At 58.9% G+C, this 17,113-nt stretch carries 11 protein-coding genes, 1 tRNA gene and 1 pseudogene; 6 read left to right on the top strand and 7 right to left on the bottom strand.

The annotated features are described in order from the left end of the window. The 3 genes from LXM94_RS02665 to LXM94_RS02655 all read left to right on the top strand — a co-directional run. Window positions 1-440, top strand: a 440-nt coding sequence (locus LXM94_RS02665) for an ABC transporter permease subunit (RefSeq protein WP_408015575.1), incomplete at its 5' end; no start/stop codon positions are given. A 14-nt stretch (window positions 441-454) separates the two neighbouring features. Continuing rightward, the gene (locus tag LXM94_RS02660; RefSeq protein WP_235769601.1) at window positions 455-1,240 is read left to right on the top strand and encodes an ATP-binding cassette domain-containing protein; all 786 of its coding nucleotides are present in this window, start codon (window positions 455-457) and stop codon (window positions 1,238-1,240) included. A 181-nt stretch (window positions 1,241-1,421) separates the two neighbouring features. After that, window positions 1,422-1,498, top strand: a tRNA-Arg gene (locus tag LXM94_RS02655). 250 nt (window positions 1,499-1,748) lie between these two features. Here the strand turns inward: LXM94_RS02655 and LXM94_RS02650 are convergent. Then, entirely contained in the window at window positions 1,749-2,405 is a 657-nt protein-coding gene (locus LXM94_RS02650) for a hypothetical protein (protein ID WP_235769600.1), read from the bottom strand. A gap of 297 nt (window positions 2,406-2,702) precedes the next feature. Here LXM94_RS02650 and LXM94_RS02645 point away from each other — a divergent pair, with 297 nt between their 5' ends. Genes LXM94_RS02645 through LXM94_RS02635 form a run of 3 tightly spaced genes read left to right on the top strand, consistent with a single transcriptional unit; the run spans window position 2,703 to window position 6,324 of the window. Further along, window positions 2,703-3,914 carry an ABC-three component system protein gene (locus tag LXM94_RS02645; protein ID WP_235769599.1) on the top strand — a complete coding sequence of 404 codons (1,212 nt, stop codon included), beginning with the start codon at window positions 2,703-2,705 and terminating at the stop codon, window positions 3,912-3,914. Beyond that, window positions 3,911-4,396, top strand: coding sequence for a three component ABC system middle component (locus LXM94_RS02640; RefSeq protein ID WP_235769598.1), 486 nt, complete (start codon window positions 3,911-3,913; stop codon window positions 4,394-4,396). Before LXM94_RS02645 ends, LXM94_RS02640 begins: the two co-directional genes overlap by 4 nt. Beyond that, window positions 4,393-6,324 (top strand): DUF3732 domain-containing protein, encoded by a 1,932-nt coding sequence (locus LXM94_RS02635; protein WP_235769597.1) that lies wholly within the window; start codon window positions 4,393-4,395, stop codon window positions 6,322-6,324. Before LXM94_RS02640 ends, LXM94_RS02635 begins: the two co-directional genes overlap by 4 nt. Here LXM94_RS02635 and LXM94_RS02630 read toward each other — a convergent pair. The 6 genes and pseudogenes from LXM94_RS02630 to LXM94_RS02605 all read right to left on the bottom strand — a co-directional run. Then, complete coding sequence (locus LXM94_RS02630) at window positions 6,321-6,776, bottom strand: hypothetical protein (RefSeq protein ID WP_235769596.1); 456 nt, start codon at window positions 6,774-6,776, stop codon at window positions 6,321-6,323. The two genes, LXM94_RS02635 and LXM94_RS02630, sit on opposite strands and share 4 nt — an antisense overlap. Before the next feature lie 104 nt (window positions 6,777-6,880). Continuing rightward, window positions 6,881-7,372 (bottom strand): phospholipase D-like domain-containing protein, encoded by a 492-nt coding sequence (locus tag LXM94_RS02625; RefSeq protein ID WP_235769595.1) that lies wholly within the window; start codon window positions 7,370-7,372, stop codon window positions 6,881-6,883. A 50-nt stretch (window positions 7,373-7,422) separates the two neighbouring features. Beyond that, on the bottom strand, window positions 7,423-9,633 hold the full coding sequence (locus tag LXM94_RS02620) for a hypothetical protein (RefSeq protein ID WP_235769594.1): 2,211 nt from the start codon (window positions 9,631-9,633) through the stop codon (window positions 7,423-7,425). 1 nt (window position 9,634) lies between these two features. Next, window positions 9,635-13,975: a DEAD/DEAH box helicase gene (locus tag LXM94_RS02615; protein WP_235769593.1), complete on the bottom strand. Its 4,341-nt coding sequence runs from the start codon at window positions 13,973-13,975 to the stop codon at window positions 9,635-9,637. A gap of 2 nt (window positions 13,976-13,977) precedes the next feature. Next, on the bottom strand, window positions 13,978-16,632 hold the full coding sequence (locus tag LXM94_RS02610) for a hypothetical protein (protein WP_235769592.1): 2,655 nt from the start codon (window positions 16,630-16,632) through the stop codon (window positions 13,978-13,980). A gap of 95 nt (window positions 16,633-16,727) precedes the next feature. Next, window positions 16,728-17,113, bottom strand: a pseudogene (locus LXM94_RS02605) (SAM-dependent methyltransferase); the annotation flags it as partial.

Here is a 17,113-nt window from a genome sequence, read left to right as displayed (position 1 = left end):
TCGGCGTCGGCATCGTCATGACCTTCATCTCGACGCGGCTGCGCTTCGGCCGCTACGTCTTCGCGCTTGGCGGCAACCCGGAAGCGGCCGAACTCGCCGGCATCAAGACCCGCTGGGTGACCGTCAAGATCTTCGCGCTGATGGGTGCGCTCTGCGCCATTGCCGCGGCGATCTCGACCGCCCGCCTCAATGCCGCCACCAATGCCCAGGGGGAGCTCGACGAGCTCTACACGATCGCGGCGGCCGTCATCGGCGGCACCTCGCTTGCCGGCGGCATGGGCACGATCGCCGGCGCCATGCTCGGCGCCCTCGTCATGCAGTCGCTGCAGTCGGGCATGGTGCTGCTCGGCATCGACACGCCCTTCCAGAGAATCGTGGTCGGCATGGTCCTCGTCGTCGCCGTCTGGCTCGACACGGTCTATCGCTCCAGGGCCAAGTAAGAGGAGTTGGAACAATGACGGATCAACGCACTCCGCTCGTGGAAATGAAGAACATTTCCATCTCCTTCGGCGGCATCCATGCCGTGGACGACGCCTCGGTCGACCTCTATCCCGGCGAGGTCGTGGCGCTTCTCGGCCACAACGGCGCCGGCAAGTCGACGCTGATCAAGATCCTCTCCGGCGCCTACAGGCGCGACCGCGGCGAGATCCTGATCAACGGCGAGCCGGCCGACATCAACAACCCGCGCGACGCCAAGAAATACGGCATCGAGACGATCTACCAGACGCTCGCCGTCGCCGACAATGTCGACGCCGCCGCCAACCTCTATCTCGGCCGCGAGTTGCGCACGCCCTGGGGCACGCTCGACGACGTGGCGATGGAGGCCAAGGCGCGCGAGGTGATGGGGCGGCTCAACCCGAACTTCCAGCGCTTCAAGGAGCCGGTGAAGGCGCTGTCGGGCGGCCAGCGGCAATCGGTGGCGATCGCCCGCGCCATCCTCTTCAACGCCCGCATCCTGATCATGGACGAGCCGACGGCGGCACTCGGGCCGCAGGAGACGGCGCAGGTCGGCGAACTGATCAAGCAGCTGAAGCGCGAAGGCATCGGCATCTTCCTGATCAGCCACGACATCCACGACGTCTTCGACCTCGCCGACCGCGTCTCGGTGATGAAGAACGGCCAGGTCGTCGGCCACGCCCGCACCGAGGACGTGACCAAGGACGAGGTGCTCGGCATGATCATCCTCGGCAAGGTGCCGGAAAAGGCGATCCCCGGGCCGGGCGCCATGCAGGTCGCCTGAGCCGGCGGCACCCCCTGTCGAACAAATGCCGCGCCCGTCCCTTGGGCGCGGCATCGTCGCTCTCCCGAGGCGCGCCGCACAATTTCCTTGCCGGCAACCGCCGCTACACCATTGAACCCGCGGCCGTCCTTTGTTATGAACCGCGAACCAGTTGACCCGGCCCCGTCCGGGCGACACGGATGCACCCGTAGCTCAGCTGGATAGAGTGTTGGATTCCGATTCCAAAGGTCACAGGTTCGAATCCTGTCGGGTGCGCCATTCCATGATGAATACCCCATATCCGTGAACTGGCACCCCATGTCCGTGAACCGAGACGGATTATCCCACGGCTCCGCCACCCATGAAAAAGCGGCAGAGAAAGTGGTCGGCATCTACAGTTTGTTTCTGATCGACGACGCGGAGCACGAGAAATAGCTCGCGCATGAAGGCGATTGCTCAGTCCTGCGGGCGATCCTCGCGGCATCTGTCGCGGTGGCTGCGGCTAGTGCGAGACTGACACCACCAAGATTCAGGAGCTGGATGAGGACGCTGGCAGGCTACGCTCGATTATCGTCCGGATGTCAGACGCGGACATCCGAGTGTGGCGACCGTCCCAGGTTTCGTTGGTGTGGTTCCACATGCTTCCCTGAGATACTATCAGCACTTTTCCGGAAAGGAGACGGAGAACAGTTTTCGCGTCTTCCGGGACAGGAACTTCATTTCCTTCCTCATCGAAATGCCAGACACCGTGTTCCCACAAGCCATATTCGTAATCTTCGCCGTCGATCCGAACGACCTGCTCATCGATCTCGGCGTTCTCATACACTTCGGACGAGCGCATTGCCTTCAAATCCAGAAGGAAGAAGGATTCGATCGGAGCCTCTGCAATGTATTCGAAGTGCAGTAGCGCCGGCGATGCCTCAAGGAAACCACTTTCGCTCAGGTCAAAAAGCAGTCGTTTCCCGTCCTCGTGGACATGGACACCACGGAGCGGGAGATGTCCGTTTGGAGGCAGGAAGGAATAGTTCCCGAGCATGAAGTGCTCAAGGACCTGCCAACACTCATACGGATCCTGCCAGCTCGTCGAGGCTGGAGGCGTGTCGCCGAATGCTGACTTGATCGCTTCAGTCCAGATCCTGTTTAAACGCACCTGGTACTCTTGCTGCTGCCGCGCAACATCATCCATGCCGAATCTCCCACTTTCTCGCTGCGAGCACGCTATCGAGAAGCTTGTTGGCGAGGAAGTCAAATGCGACACGCAAAAAGCGCATGATCGCCTCGCTGGTGTGTTTACCCTCCCCTATCCGCCTGATCTGCTATCCGCGACTTGGATAACGTGAATATCGCGTAGGTTGCGACTTGAGCAAAGTCTTCTTCGAAAATATACAAACATTTGACCGAACGAATCCTTTGCATGCGAGTACTGCAGATCACTATTGAGTTGCCCGAACGCTTTCATTTCCTTCTTCCCTGAGGGGCGCGATTGAATACGAAAAACCAGCATAGCGCAGACGACGCTGCTCTAGGATTCCTGTACCAAGGCCAGTACGCGCTTCTATTGCTCTGGCGCGAAACCGATGACGACGCCGTCGTCTACCTTGAAACGCTCGATGACGTCGTTCTTGAGGTGAACGGCATGACGATCCTGGAGCAACTCAAGCATTCGATGGCCGCAAAGCCGGCGGCGATAACCATAACGAGTGTCAAGCTTTGGAAGACTCTGAAGGCCTGGATCGACGTCCTTTCGCAATTGAATTTGAGCCAGACATGGCTGCACCTTGTCACGGTCGCGGAAATCTCAGCCGAATCTCCGCTCAAGGCGCTACTCACCGATGGTGAAAGTAGAGACGTCCTTCTGATTGCTCTTCAGGGAGAGGCGAAAAGGGTTCTCCAGGAAAGAGCTGATGCCAAAGCGGCGGAGAAGAAATCCCTGCCGCACGAACCACGCGCCGCCGCTTGCGAGGCCTTCTTGAATCTCGGCCAGACCCAGCAGGAAGCACTGCTTTCCAGGGCGCGAATAAAGTCTGGACAGAAGAACATTTCGGAAATCGAGGGCGACCTTGCAAGGAGTTTAACCGGGGTAGTCAGTGGCAAGCGCGAAAAGGTCGCGCAGCACCTCGTCGAATGGTGGAACCGCCAGATATTGCTTGCGATGGCAGGTAAGCGTGACAAGGCAATCCACCGTTTCGAGCTCGTCTCGAAGCACATGGAGATCGTGGCCGACGTAACTCTCGACAAGCTGATCGACAATTTCTCTGCGGAAATACCTCCGAACTCCTATCAATCCCACCCTATGTTGCACCAGCAGATCGCGCTAGTTGATGGCACCGATGCAGAGGTCGGCCGGGCTGTGCGCGAGGAGTGGCGGGCACGTGAGAACCGGTCTCGGTGGTCCAATGAGAATCCTTCCAGGCGGGAACTCATCGCTCGCCACGATGATCATCTGGCGGAGGAATGGTCGGACCGCCACCTCGATATATGTTCTGATTGCGGTGCGCAGCCAGATGCGGTCAAGAAGGAGATGGGCCACAAGCTCTTGATATGGAGTCACTATGATGCTCCGAACGCGGTCAACGCCATTGATCCGGGCGTGACCAGACCCAGCTATGTCAGAGGATCCTATCAGATTCTTTCAATTGGTGGTCGAGTCGGTTGGCATCCCGAATATCGGAAGCTGCTGGGTTTTGATGAATGACTATTGCACATGACCTTTTCGCCGAGGCGAATCCCGCCTTCGGCACGTTCTTGGTCCTCGGTTTCTGCAGGTCGCACGTCACGGCCTCCGAAACGCCCCCTGCCCTCGCCCTGTTGTACCTCGCCCTTCCTATCGCGCTGTCTCAGGATATGGAGCCGAGCTTCTCGGCGACGAACGCGGCGACCGGGCTGCTCGCGTGGCTGAACAGATACCCGGATGTGCGTATCGAGCTCGGCAACCGCCTCGACGCATCCAAGCAGATCGTCTCATCGGCCGTCAGGTTTGGCGTGACGTCGCGTGCGCTGGCACTCAACGATGACGGCACACTCACCATGGGCTCTGCTGTTCCGTCTATGACGAAGGCCGATCACCTTCCTGAAGAAGTTAAGAGCGCTATTCGTCGAGCGCAGAGGCTCGGCACCTGGATGGGCAAGGCGGGATCGGCCGCGTCGGTTTTCTCAGCATTTGGAGTCGTACCTTGAATCGTTGGAACATACTCGGAATCGCCTTCTACGGGGTGGAAGGAAGGCGGCGGCTGATCGGGTTCGATCCGGACAAGGTCAACGTGATCACTGGCGCATCTGGTACGGGCAAGTCTGCGATCATCGAGGCGATCGACTACTGCCTTGGATCCTCGAAGTGCGATCTTCCTTTTTTCGTTCGCGGTCATGCGGAAGCCGTGGCCATTCATTGGGCCCTTGGCGAGAGCCATTTGATCGTCGGCAGAAAGATTCCAAAAGCGGGGAGCGGCACCAGCAGGATGTTCGTCCGGACGGGGAGAAACCTCTCACTCCCTCAGACCGAGGATGGATTGGAAGGACCGACCACGCGCGACGCCGCGCGCGAGATGATCGAACGCTGTTTCGGGATTGCTGGCACCGATGATCCCTCTGCTCAAGGCAAGGCCGAACAGGGGCGCGCCACCGTTCGCGACGTGACACCGTATCTGTTCTTGTCTGGCGACGTAATCATCAGCAAGACAACGTTGCTTCATGACATGAACCGGCCGGAAAAGGTTAGAGATATAAAAGCGACGATGCCGTATTTCCTTGGCGCAGTTAATCAGGAGAGTGTCCTGGCAGCTCGCAGGCTTCGCCAGTTGGAAGCCGCGCTCGGCAGGATCGAGAGGCAGGCGAAGGCTCTTGAACGCAGTCAAGGACTGCTGACCCAGCGGTCAATGGCTCTACTGAGCCGGGCCGCGGGGGTCGGTCTGACAAGCAGCCCATCCCCGGATGCATCTGACGAATTCCTTATCCGTCAGTTGAGGAACGTCTCCAACAATACTCAAACGGGCATCGAGACGGCAGGGGGCGAACTCGAACTGTTGGAAGACGAGCGGCAGCAGCTCGTTATCGATCTTCAGAATCTGCGTGAGAAGCGCCGGGCCCTCAAGCGAACACTGCAAGATGCAGCCGGATACGAGACCGCGGTTTCAGGCCAGGCGCACAAGTTGAACCTGATTCAGCACTTGAGCCTGGAAGATGGAAAGTGCCCTGTATGCGAGGCCGAGAACCTTGCAGGCCGCGCGATGGCGGAACAGATCCGCAAGTCTCTTTCCATCGTTGCCGAAGAGGTGCTGTCAGTGGACGTGACGCGTCCCCGCCTCGCTGATCAGTCCGGGCAGGTAGAAGCCGCCATCCTGTCGAAGTCGGGTCGACTTCGGGAGGTCGAGGTGCAGATTGCGGATCTTCTCAGTCAATTCGAGGACTCTGTTCGATCCGGATCGCTACTGGAGGAAAGGGCTCGAATAGTTGGACGCATCGACGAGTTCCTTGAAACGACGGCGCAGGACTATGCCGTTCCGACGACGAACATCACCGCGCTGGAGGCCGAGATCGCCCAGCTCCGCGACAAGGTGGATCCAGACGCGAAGCGTGAACGCCTGAGGGATGCGGAAAGTCTGGTCAGCAACTTCACCACTGAGATGCTGGCTGACTTGCCGACGGAGGTTCCCGCGACAGGCGCGCGCGCGGTGTTCAGCGCGACGCCGAACTTGTCTTTGATTGAACCGCAGCAGCGTTCGGTTCTTGCGCTGGCGGAGATCGGTTCGGATCAAAATTATCTCGCCATCCACCTGTCGCTGGCGTTCGCATTGCAGAAGCTGTTCGAGACGATCAAAGCCCCGGTTCCTGGTGTGCTCGTCATCGACCAGATCAGCCGACCCTACTATCCCGAGGGCGGCGGCGAAAAGCTCCTGAAGGACATGGCTTCGGACAGCGACCGTCAGGCGATGCAGCGCATCGTACGCTTTCTATTCGAAGAGACCGCGCGTCGAGCCGGACTCCAGGTCATCCTTATCGAGCACGCGTACCTACATGAGGATGCAGACTACGTCGCGGCGGTAAAGGGGCGCTGGACCCCAGAGACGGGCGAGAAGCTGATCCCTTCAGATTGGCCAGCACGAAGCTAGGCACGGGTGATTGAAATAGGCGTTCTGGAGGCGAGAAACCTGGCCAAACCATCACGAAGATCGCCGTTGACGGATGCCTTTCTGAAAACCACCACAGCGACAAACAGGACGCTCGCAGAATGGCTCAATCCAGCGAAGGAATCGTTTGCAACCCTTGTGGAATTCTCTGTGAACTCAACCAATAAAACAAACACTCCGCCAGCGACCACAAAGGCGAATATCAGCATCAACCAAACGGTAATCGTTCGGGTGCCCCACCTATAGTTCTGATGGATCAGGACCAGATTGTTTATCTCAACGGAACGCCCAATCGAGATCAATACTGCCAAAAAGAAGACAACAATCACATTGAACATCGCATGGGCCGTCCAAGGATCATTTAAGAACGTTGTGAAGCCGTTCGTGGAAGTTCCAGAAAAAAGATCATTGAATACCGAAATTACTTTTTGCATGCGTTCGCCTCGATGCTGTTTAGCACATTGTGCGTCTCCACGCGGCCGGCGCAACGGTGTAAAAGCATGTTCAAGAAAGGTCTCCTTCGCTGGCTATAGGTCGATCAGTCCAGATCGAACGTTTCCAGGACTGCCTCCATCAGCGTCGCGATCGACGTGACCACAGGGCCCTCCACCATGAGACCGCATTCGAGATTCGCCATCTTCGACCGCGAGAGGAAGTTCGCGGATCCGACATAGGCGTGGCTTCCGTCCGCCAACACCATCTTCGCATGGAAGGTCTCGTCGGTCTCTCCGCCGCCGTAGCAGCAGATGCGTGTCGCGCGTTCGCGGAGTTGCTGGATATCGATGCCTGGCCGCGCTAGCTGCTCTGCCGACTGCACGATGAGGATCCGCTCTGGCGCGGAAGTGTGCTCGAACATGTCCAAGATCCAGGCGCTGCCGACGGCATCGAGATAGGGTGTCATCACAATCAGCCGGTCCCTCGCCTTTACAGCCAGATGTCGGAACGCGTCCGCAGTGTCCGTCAGCGTCAGAAGCCGGGCTGCTGGCGTCGACACAAGGACGCTCTCGAGGCGGCTCGGCGACGGCGGCATGGTGACTACGAACCGCGCCTTTGCCTGCTGCGCCAGGGATTCCCTCGCTCTCATTGGTCAAGCCCCCTATCGAAATACCCGATGATGTCCGGGGAGTTCGCCAGTTCCCATTCCGGAGCCGGGCCGCCCTTCAGAACCGATCTCGACAGCAGCAGATTGGAAGCGCCGCAAGACACCTCGCTGACCATAATGCATGCAGGGCATGCTCCGCCGCGGCTGTCGCAAAGACTTCCTGACCCGCATCGCAGCATTCTCGGATCGATCGATCTGCGCAGGAAGTCCATGGCATGGTTGCGCCACATCGCCGAAATGTTTCCGAGATCGGGGGTCATGCCCTTTCGATAGATGGTGAACGCAAGATCGGCGGGGAAGATGTATTCCCCGATGCCATCGCGGTCGAGCCCGGAGGCGTCGGCCAGCGAGTGGATGAGCTGATGCGAGAACGAATGCAGCAGCATGTACACGAACGGGGCCAGTTCGCGGGGCATCCCCTGCCGCTCCTTGTCCTTGTACCTGTCGAGGAATTGACCGAAATCTTGATATCGTTCGAGATAGCCTTGTCCGAGACCGACATCGTCGGGCGGCATATCGATGATCCCATTTTTCAGCAGCCAACGACGCACGCGGGCCTCATCCAGCTTGATGTAGAGGGCCTCGTTCTTCTGCTGGGTCACGTAGATGGGGCGTTTACCGTTCTTCATCCTGTCGAAGGCAACAAGGCGAACCGGCATGGCGACTTGGCGGTTCTGATACTCGCGTTCATAGACAGGCGTGGAGGAGACCCGGGTGAAGCCGAAACTGTATTCACAGATGGGAAGGCCACGCAGGAGAACCATCTGCGCGATGCCAGTCTTCCCGAGGACGGCACCGACCTCTTTCCGGTATCTCTCCATCTCGTCGGCGACGCCCGCGTGCTCGCTTAGGGTCAAGTCTGGCTTCATCACGTCGACAGCGGTGTGATTGGATATCCCCTCCCTGATGTGCTCGTCGATGAACGCCGCGTGCTCGGCAGTCAGTCGAATTGGGTCGAACTTTCTCGCCCAATCCGCCCGCAGATCGACACGCCTGGCGATCGCTTCGCTTTTCAGTGCGCCGCGGGCCACTATCTCCTCTGCGAACCATCTTTCGCGGAGTCTGCGCATCTCCGCCACTGGCGCCGAGGCGTCCTCCCCTCTCTGAAGACGCTGCTGCACGATCTTGCGGAACATAACGAACTCCTCCCATTCGTCCGTCCTCCCATTCCGCGCAAGAGCCGTCTCGATCTCCTCATCCGAAGGATCGTCGTAGGGTATTGAATGGATTTCCGCCAACTTCCGCAGCAGATCCTCGCGCCTCTCCGGGCTCATCAACTGGACGACCGTGGTCTCGCGCAGCTCGATGAAGCTACCCCGCTGCGGATAAAACGCACTGCTTGCCCGGTAGGAAACGGGAAGCATGTTCACCTGTATCCACTCGAATTGCTGGGCATCGGGTTTTTGTTGATCCAAGGAGAGCTTCAAGAGTACACGCGGCTCGGCCTTCTTCAGCTCCCGTGACTCTCCGCAGCCTTCGCAGACATATCGCCACTCGGAAAACACTGGAGCCTTGTTCTTGAGCTTGAACTGCTGCCAACCGCAGGTGCAGCTTCGCAGGTGCCTGATTTCCTGCGCGCTGTCGTCGAAGGTGTAGTTGAACGGGCTAAGCGGCTCGAGGGTACCGTACCAATGGACATAGACCACATCGACCTGCGTCCACCGCGCGTCATGGCCGTTGCATTTCTTGGGAAGCTTTCGGGCCGCCTGATCGGAAACGCTGGCGAACTCCCGGACGCTGCCACACTCGCCGCACTGGTAGAGGAGAGGATATGGCAGATATCCGACAACATCCGGTTTATTGAGGGTGAAATCCGTGTGATTGATGCGGACGGTCTGGACCATGGCGTCATAGAATGCGTCGTCAAGAGCGAATTCGGCGGGAGCAGTCGGACATGCGTCCTGCACCCGCTTGATCCAGTTCGCGGCGAACTCATTGATCCCTTCGAAGATAGTGTGGGCCACGTTGGTAGACAGGCGCGGACTGAACTCGCTGAGATACGGGACCGCCTTGCAGATACCCTTTCCTCCCTCCCAGGTCATCAGTACGCCAGGAGCATACGAAGTCGCTATCTGCGCGCGCGAACGGAGCATCTTGGGAGGCTCCACTTTCCTCTCATCGGCATCCATTGTCTGGGTATAGCTCCTGCGGCCACTCCCCATGTCTAACGTCTTCGTCTTTCCGGACATGTCACGCCTCTCCCATTACGTCGGCATCCGTTTCGGCCGTATCGCCTCGCTGCCCGCGGATCGCCTTCATCACCGCCGCGACATCCTCCGCTCTCACCGAACGTTGATCCGTCGTTCCCGGATCGATCACCGATGCGGTGATGACACCTGCTTCGTCGACGTCTCGAAGCGAGGTCATGGGCTTCTTGAACACTGCATCGTAGTCCCCCCAGTAGTCCTTCAACTGGGCAGCGACTAGGAACGACCTCATAGCCTTCCCGAACTCATGGGCAGCATTCATTGCGCCATCCCGGTAGAAATCAGGATATGGAGGCTTCCCGAATCCAGAGCCATCCCGCCCTGCAACGCCCATGGACGAAAGCATGAAGCTGGCGAGATCATTGGAGAAACCGACAATGTCTTTGCTGGCCTGGGTGGACAGCAACTTCGTCGAATCGAAGGTCTTGAGGTCGGCCTTCTTGCTGTCATCCAGCCGTACGAATTCGCTGGCATCGTTGAGCATAGCCCATGCCTGCACGTAGGATGCCTGGACGCGCCTTATCGCATTTTCAGCCCAGCGCTCCACCGCGGGCGGAGCGATCATCCGCTCAAGGAAGCGATGAAATATGTCGTGCGTCTCCACCACGTACCGGTCGCGGCGGCTTTGAGGTGTGGGAAGCAGCATGACGAATCCCACATGCGTTCGTCCGACACGGCTCGATGCCTGAATGTATTCCGCGATATCGGAGGGGAGTCCCGCGAAGAACATGCTGTTGAAGCGGTCGACATCGACGCCGTGACTGATCGCGGATGTGGCGACGATGCTCCGCAACGTCTCGCCCACATTGGGATACCCAGCCTCGAACGGCGTTTCCGCCTGCTTCATGACCCGCTGGATCTCCTGCATGTCGACACCGCCGGAGATGAGACGGCTGATGAACCGATCGTGTTCCAGCCCGGACGCGTGATGTTTCTGCCTTACTGCCGAGTGGAGCGCATCGATGACCTGGTCTCCACCCTTCTTGTTGGTGACGTAGCAGAGCGCGATCCGATGCAGGTCCACCAATGCCATGATCTCATCGATCCGTCCGTCGTTGACGGCGCGGTCGATTGCGGCGCGTCGCCAGTCGCCCGCAACTCCGGGAGATATCGCCCTGTGCAGTTCCGCTACCGCCGAGGCAGCTCTGCCGGGGTCCAGCAGGGCCGCCCACAGATGCGAGATTATCGTATGGAACGAACTCAGCACGCCTACAGTCGTCACCGTGTGCGTGGCATCGTTCGTCATCAGCGAGACGTAGAGCCTCATCCATGGCGCCGTCGCCTCGGGAACGAGGTGCGACGGAAGCGACCTCGAAAGTGCAACTCGGTCGCCGTTACCGGAGGGCGCGCTCTCGGCCTCTGCGAAGAACGACCGATAGATGTCGGGTCCTGGGTAAGGAAAGCGTAGAGGTTTCCGCTGATAGAGCGTTTTGAGCTGCCTGTCAGGATCGCTAATCGTCGCCGTTGCGGCGATCATCTTCGGGAGACGGGGCACCCTCTTTCCATCCGCATTCAAGTACCAGCACACTTGGAGGTCATCCCCGGCAATCTCGTCGATCGTCCGGAAAGTCTGTTCGAGCAGGGTGTCGAAAAGTCCGCTGAAGGTTCCAAGGCTGTCCTCCAGGAGATGCGCCTCGTCCTGGATGATCAGCGACGGGAACGGGTCGTGAAAGACTGGCGTTCCGCCATGGTATGCGGGGAACACGCCCGATGCGCCGGCGGCATCCGGTCCCGCCTGGAGCTTGCGGATGTCGCTTGGACTACTGAGGTGGCCTTCGGGACTCTTCCATCTTGCGAGGCCGAACATTCCCAGGACGTTGGTGATGGTGGAGGTGTTCTGGCCGAGCATAGCCAGCTTGTCGACGGTGCCGAGAACAATCGCCGGAGCGCGCTGGTAGATGGTGTCGTCGGTAAGAAGGAAAGGAAGCGGTGTCACAATGCCGTGGGCATCGTTCCAGGGGCAACTCGCATCGAAGCAGACTATCGCAGCGCGTTCCGCTGCTGCGTCTTTCGATCTGAATCGTCGCAGCCCCGTCGGCTTTTCGCAGCACGGGCACCGGGGCACTTTGTTATAGGCAGCGACGGCTTCGCGATACCTCAGAGCTCGCCTTCCGCTATCGCTGTCTCCGGCGACACCCTCTTCGAAGGGATCGTCGTTGGCGGGATCGCCCAGATCAGGCAGATCCGCCCTGATTGCGCTGTAGCGGTTCGGGGTGTTCGCCGAGCCGACCCAGAAGCCGATCTCGATCGGCCATGTCCCGACACTCTTCTTTTTTCTGACCAGCTCGGCATTAGCGATCAGCCGAAGCAGGCGCTGCGCCTGCTGCAGGGTTAGAAGGCGCAGCGGATATCGGATCATCGCAGTGACACCTCGATCCTTGCCCCGGAGGCGGTCGAGGAAGATGGCGAATAGCAGTGCCCCGTAGAAGGCCTCGGACTTCCCGCCGCCGGTCGGAAAGTAGAGCAGGCTCGCGGCCTGTTCGTCACGCTCGACATCGAACTCGTCCGCATATTCCTTCATGCGGGAAGCGAAGGTAGGGATATGGGCGAGGATGAACGCGAGCTGGAAGAGACGCCAGCCACGCTTCGGATACTTCGCGTCACGCCGGGCGAAGGATTCGTTGGTCATACGCCATGCGAACCAGGGCGCAGCCTTTCGGCGCAGTCTTTCGCGCTCGGCACCGACAAGAGTGTCGGCAAGAGCCGTGGCCGCGGCACGGGCCTCAATGAGCACCCTCACCCCGCGCTCGATATGCTTCGCCTCGATCCTCTGCCCAGCCAGATCCTCCTCGAAGCGCGCTATCTCGCGGCGCGCATCCTCCGGTGCCAGGCTCGCTGCAATGGCACCACCGAGCGAGGTTTCTTGTTCGGCGATCCACTGCAGATACTCCCTTGGGAGATCAAGTAGCTTGGCAACGTCGTGATCTTCCGCCAGAGCGCTGAAGCGGCATTCGACCTCGATGCCGCGAGGCACAATTCTGGGCTGGGTAAAACGTGGCGCCCAGGTCGTCTCGATGACCACGTCCTCTCCCTCATCGTGGCTATCGATGCCGCAGTTTAGCCCGATCGCGGGATAGAACAGGAAATCTCGGAAGCGATACGACGGCTCCACTCGGTCGAGATGGAGCGGCACATGGGCATCCTTCGGGAGCCGGAGCGTGATGCCCGTGCCGAAGAGCGCGTTGCATTTGATGCCGGCATCCCGGGCACTCAGTTCTGCGGATCCATTGTCCAGCGTCACACGAACCGATATCTGGGAAGGATCCATGAAATCACGCTGCTGTTCGATCCTGAATGCAAGCGCCGAGAAATCAGGAAGGGTGTCGGGTGATGCTCGTTGTTGACGGATCTCGGCGATGAAGCGATTCCAATCGCCTTCACTTCGGGCATCCGCAGGACGCACGTTTCTGTCGCGCCATACGATACTCTCGCCTTCGTTCTCCAGCCAGTTTGCGAGCTGCGTCGCCACGCTACGGCGCAATTCTACGGAAAATTCCTCACACACAGCATGTAATTCGCCATCCGTCGCCGACGCGGACCATGTGCAGATCGGGAGCACAAGATCCACTCGTCGCCATTTTCCTGGAATAGGTGCAGGAGACAGATGCTCCGCAGGGACTGCTCTACCGGCGGTGATAAGACGTCCGATCGCCGGAGTGGGAATTGTTATGGTCTCGTCGCCGGTTTCCTCGCCCGAAGGAACGTCGATAGATTGCTCCTCCTCGGATCTTTCATCATCGAAGGACTTGATGTCATCGCCCCTCAGTGTAATCCCGTGCTCGGCGTACACGCTCGTCCGCACGTCGTCTTGAATCTCGCGCCTACGCTTCCGAATGTCGGCAGCTTGTTGCGAGTCTAGGGCCTTCCAGTTGGGCCGCGCGATGCCTTCCTTCTCGTAGTTGGCCGTCCGACGCTCTCTAATCTGCGCATCGATCGCCGCCTTGATCTCGCCGTTCAGCTTGAAGTCGATCTCGATGCCATACCTGTCGCTGGATATTTCCTCCCATTCTGGAAGGATCCGGACGTAGACAGAGAATCGTGGGATCGCCGTCAATGTTGCCGACGATCCGGAACGCATGTTGAAGTCGAAGCCGATGGCCGCGATCTTGATATCGGAAGTCTCGTCCTCATCTGCCCTTGATCGGCGTGGTAGTAGCTGGCCAGAGAAAATCGACCGGCGGGGCGAGCGGCCGTGGACCGTTCGGCCTACCTCGTCGGTGCCACTGGCTCGTCCGGTGACCATATTGACCAGAGCATCGCAGACGGCCTCCTTCAGTTCGACGTCGATGCCGGACAGTTCAACTGAATCCTTGGGCTGTACCATGCCTAGATCCTTCTGATGGATTGAACGGGAGAGACATGCTCGTCTGCAAGGAGGCGCAGCCGCTTTATCGCCGCCCGCTGTTCTTCGTCGCGAACGAAAGCAGAAGCTGCATGGGGATCCGTAAGGATGTTCCGATAGGCGTCGTGGAACGCCATTCCGGCCTTTACCTTGCTATTCCGTTGCGCGACGACACCCCACTGCCAGAATCTCTTGGCAAGGTTCTGCCCGATGCCGAGCGCGTTGGTGAACTTAAGGAATGTCTCGAAGTTCTGGGGCGCATGAGAGACCACTTTCTCCATCGGAATGTCCAACTGATCACCGATGTGCGTCCAATAACGCACGCGGTTGACATCCACCTGGGGATCATCGATGCGGCTGACGAGAGTTCTCAAGCGGTCGGAATCGCTGTACCCACCCAAACTTGAGAATTTATCGATAACCATCTCATGATACGTCCGGATGGTACTTGCAGCGTTCGCAGGAACGCTCAGGAGAAGTCTGGCCCGATCAATAAAACCGGAACTGATGACGCAAATCTCGTCCTGCTCCGCCACGTCCCTCGCCTCGACCTGGCGAAAAGTCTCGAGCAAGTGGGATCGATCGCGCAGAACGAGGCCGGTTCCCGGACGGGCGATGATCTTCTGACCGCGCTCCATCGTGAGTTCGATGATCTCTCCGTCGGCCTGTGCGCCAGCGAGATCGATCACCGATTCGGAGGGGAAGAACAGCTCCTCGGGCAGTGACGGCGTATCTGTCGGCGCGATCGTGAAATCGCCCAGTCCTTTCACTTCGGCCTCCGCCGCCGCGGCATATTTGCGCAGCCGCGCCGCAATCTCCTGCTCGCGAATCTGGTCGGCCAGCCGCAGAGCATCGCGTGCGGAGAAGCGGAGAGTGTCGCCATCGGCGAGTACAACAGCTTCGTCGGGAAGCCACGGCCTGGAAAAGAACGTCAGCACCCCGTCCCTTGCCGGAGCTATAAGGAATATCTTCTTGAACTTGTTACGCTCGGACGAAGACCTAGTGGCAATATCACTCAATCCCCCGGGGCCGGAAAACACGATCATGCCGTTGTCGAACCGCCTCTGGAGCGAGGGAATGCGATGCGCTAACTCGGTGGCTGCGAATTCGGCGAGAGTCTGCTTGGGAAACATGAACAGTGCCTTCGATGAGGCATTGATCAGGCCGGCTACGATCTCCTCAAGGATATAGGCCATTGGCGTGGATTCTTCGAACGCCTTCATTGAGGCCGCCGCAGAACCCAGTGTCTCTTCCAATTCCGTTCCGACGATCTGATATGCTGCCGACGACGGCTGCATCAGGGTATGCACCTGCCCCGAAATCATGTACCCCGAGATCACATCGACGGCAGCAGCATTTCCATGCTCGTCATAAAGGTAGTCGCTGAAAGCTCGAAGAGATCCTGGCAGCGAAGCGTTTCTGCGAAGCTTTCCAACGATGGTATTGATTTCAGCGACGCCCGAAGCGTCCCCTGCCCGCCGTAGCTTGCCAGAAATAGCCCGGAGATCCTCCGTCACCTGTTTCCAAGGGCCATTAAATCCCTTCGCGGAGACCCGCCTGCATCCTGCCCAGGAAGGGTCTGGCTCCTTCGATACGAGGATCGACGAGGACAACGACGTCACTGTAGCGGATCGAGTGGGCGGCGGCCTTCTCTTACGCGTCGCCTCGTTCGTATTGAATACTTCGAAGCGGGACTTGTCGAAGGTCCACGGATCCTCGGTGACCACAAGGATTCCGGCTTCCGGATGGGTTTTTCTCAAGACCTTCAACGTCGCGGTTACGCGGCTTGCCCAGTCCTCGCCCAGACGGTTTCGTCCTGTGCGGGTGAGATCGAATATCACGAGATCCAGCTTGCCCTGGATTTTGCGGATCAGCAGTTCTTCGCCTTTTTTGGCGCCGAACAGGAAATATTCCGCGGCGGTACCATCGTCAGCCAGTCGCCGCACTGTGTTATGCTGCTTGAGGTCGGTCCTAGAACTCGTCTTCCATAGAAGCGTGCCTTTTGGATGAGATTTTCCGTCGCAGCTTCCATGGGGCAGTATCTCGTCGAGAGTCGGATGTTCGAACTCGGGATGTCTAGTTCCATCCTTTCCTTTGCCCGACAACGTCCCCACGCGGCTGAGTATTTGGTGGTAGTCCTTCAGCGCTGGAGCACCGTCGTGGCCTACCGTATGGCGGGTCAGGTGCGCGAGATGAGTCCGATGAAGATACTCGCGGTCGATCTGAATGTCGCGAGCGAGTTCGTGGCTGGTGCGGGCATAAGGATAAATGAGCGCCCTGAACCCATCCGGACGCTCGAATGAAGGCTGTAGGCTTCCGAACTTTTCGATCGACGTTTCCGGCGCGACCGCGACGTCAGCCAAAGCCAGTAATGAGGTCACCGCAGAGAGGCACACGTCGCGTGCTGGCCACGTCATCACCACGGTGGGCTCAGCACTGTTCATGACTTCGATCGCCGCCCGAACAATCTGCTCATAGACCGTGGAAAGGGGTGACCTCTCCTGGCCCACCATCTTCAACGGCACCTTCGACAGTGCAGACAGCCAGGCGGCCGCATTCCTCGCGCCTGTATTTTGGTTTACCACGTCTGGAGAGCCAGTCACCCGCGCGGACGTCCGTGCGGACTGCGCGGCCGCCATTTCCGATCTCCGCCGTGCTTGCTCCTGCTGCTGTCGAAGTCGGTCGGAAAGAGCGGTTCCAGGAGCGCGCCTGAAGTCGGAACGGTCTCCCTTCATCACGACGCCTCCGCAAGGCGCGAGCAACCGCTACGCTGGTAGGCAATGACAGCCGCCTCCTCTACATCGAAGGATTTCGCCAACGCGTCGCGGAACACCTCAGGCACTGGCAAATCGAGCTCGCGGAGAAGCTTCACAGATACGGTGGCAGTTCCAGAAACAGCGCGGTAGCGCTCGTCCACGGCCTTGGTGTTCAGTAGCGCAACTAGAAGGCTGAGATTCTCCGCATTTTCACCATAGACGACGATCGTATGGTTCTCGGACACGAATCCTTTCCATGGGTCAATTGAATTCCCATCGACCATCGCAGCTACGATCCTTCTCGGCTGGCTGCTATTCGTGGTCCTCTGCACGATTATCGCAGGAGCTGTCATGATGGCCTGGC

This window comes from Rhizobium alarense, assembly GCF_021555155.1.
GTDB classification, from domain to species: Bacteria; Pseudomonadota; Alphaproteobacteria; order Rhizobiales; family Rhizobiaceae; genus Rhizobium_D; species Rhizobium_D alarense.
Note: the sequence above shows the minus strand (reverse complement) of the source record. Positions and strands in the feature narration are given on the sequence as shown.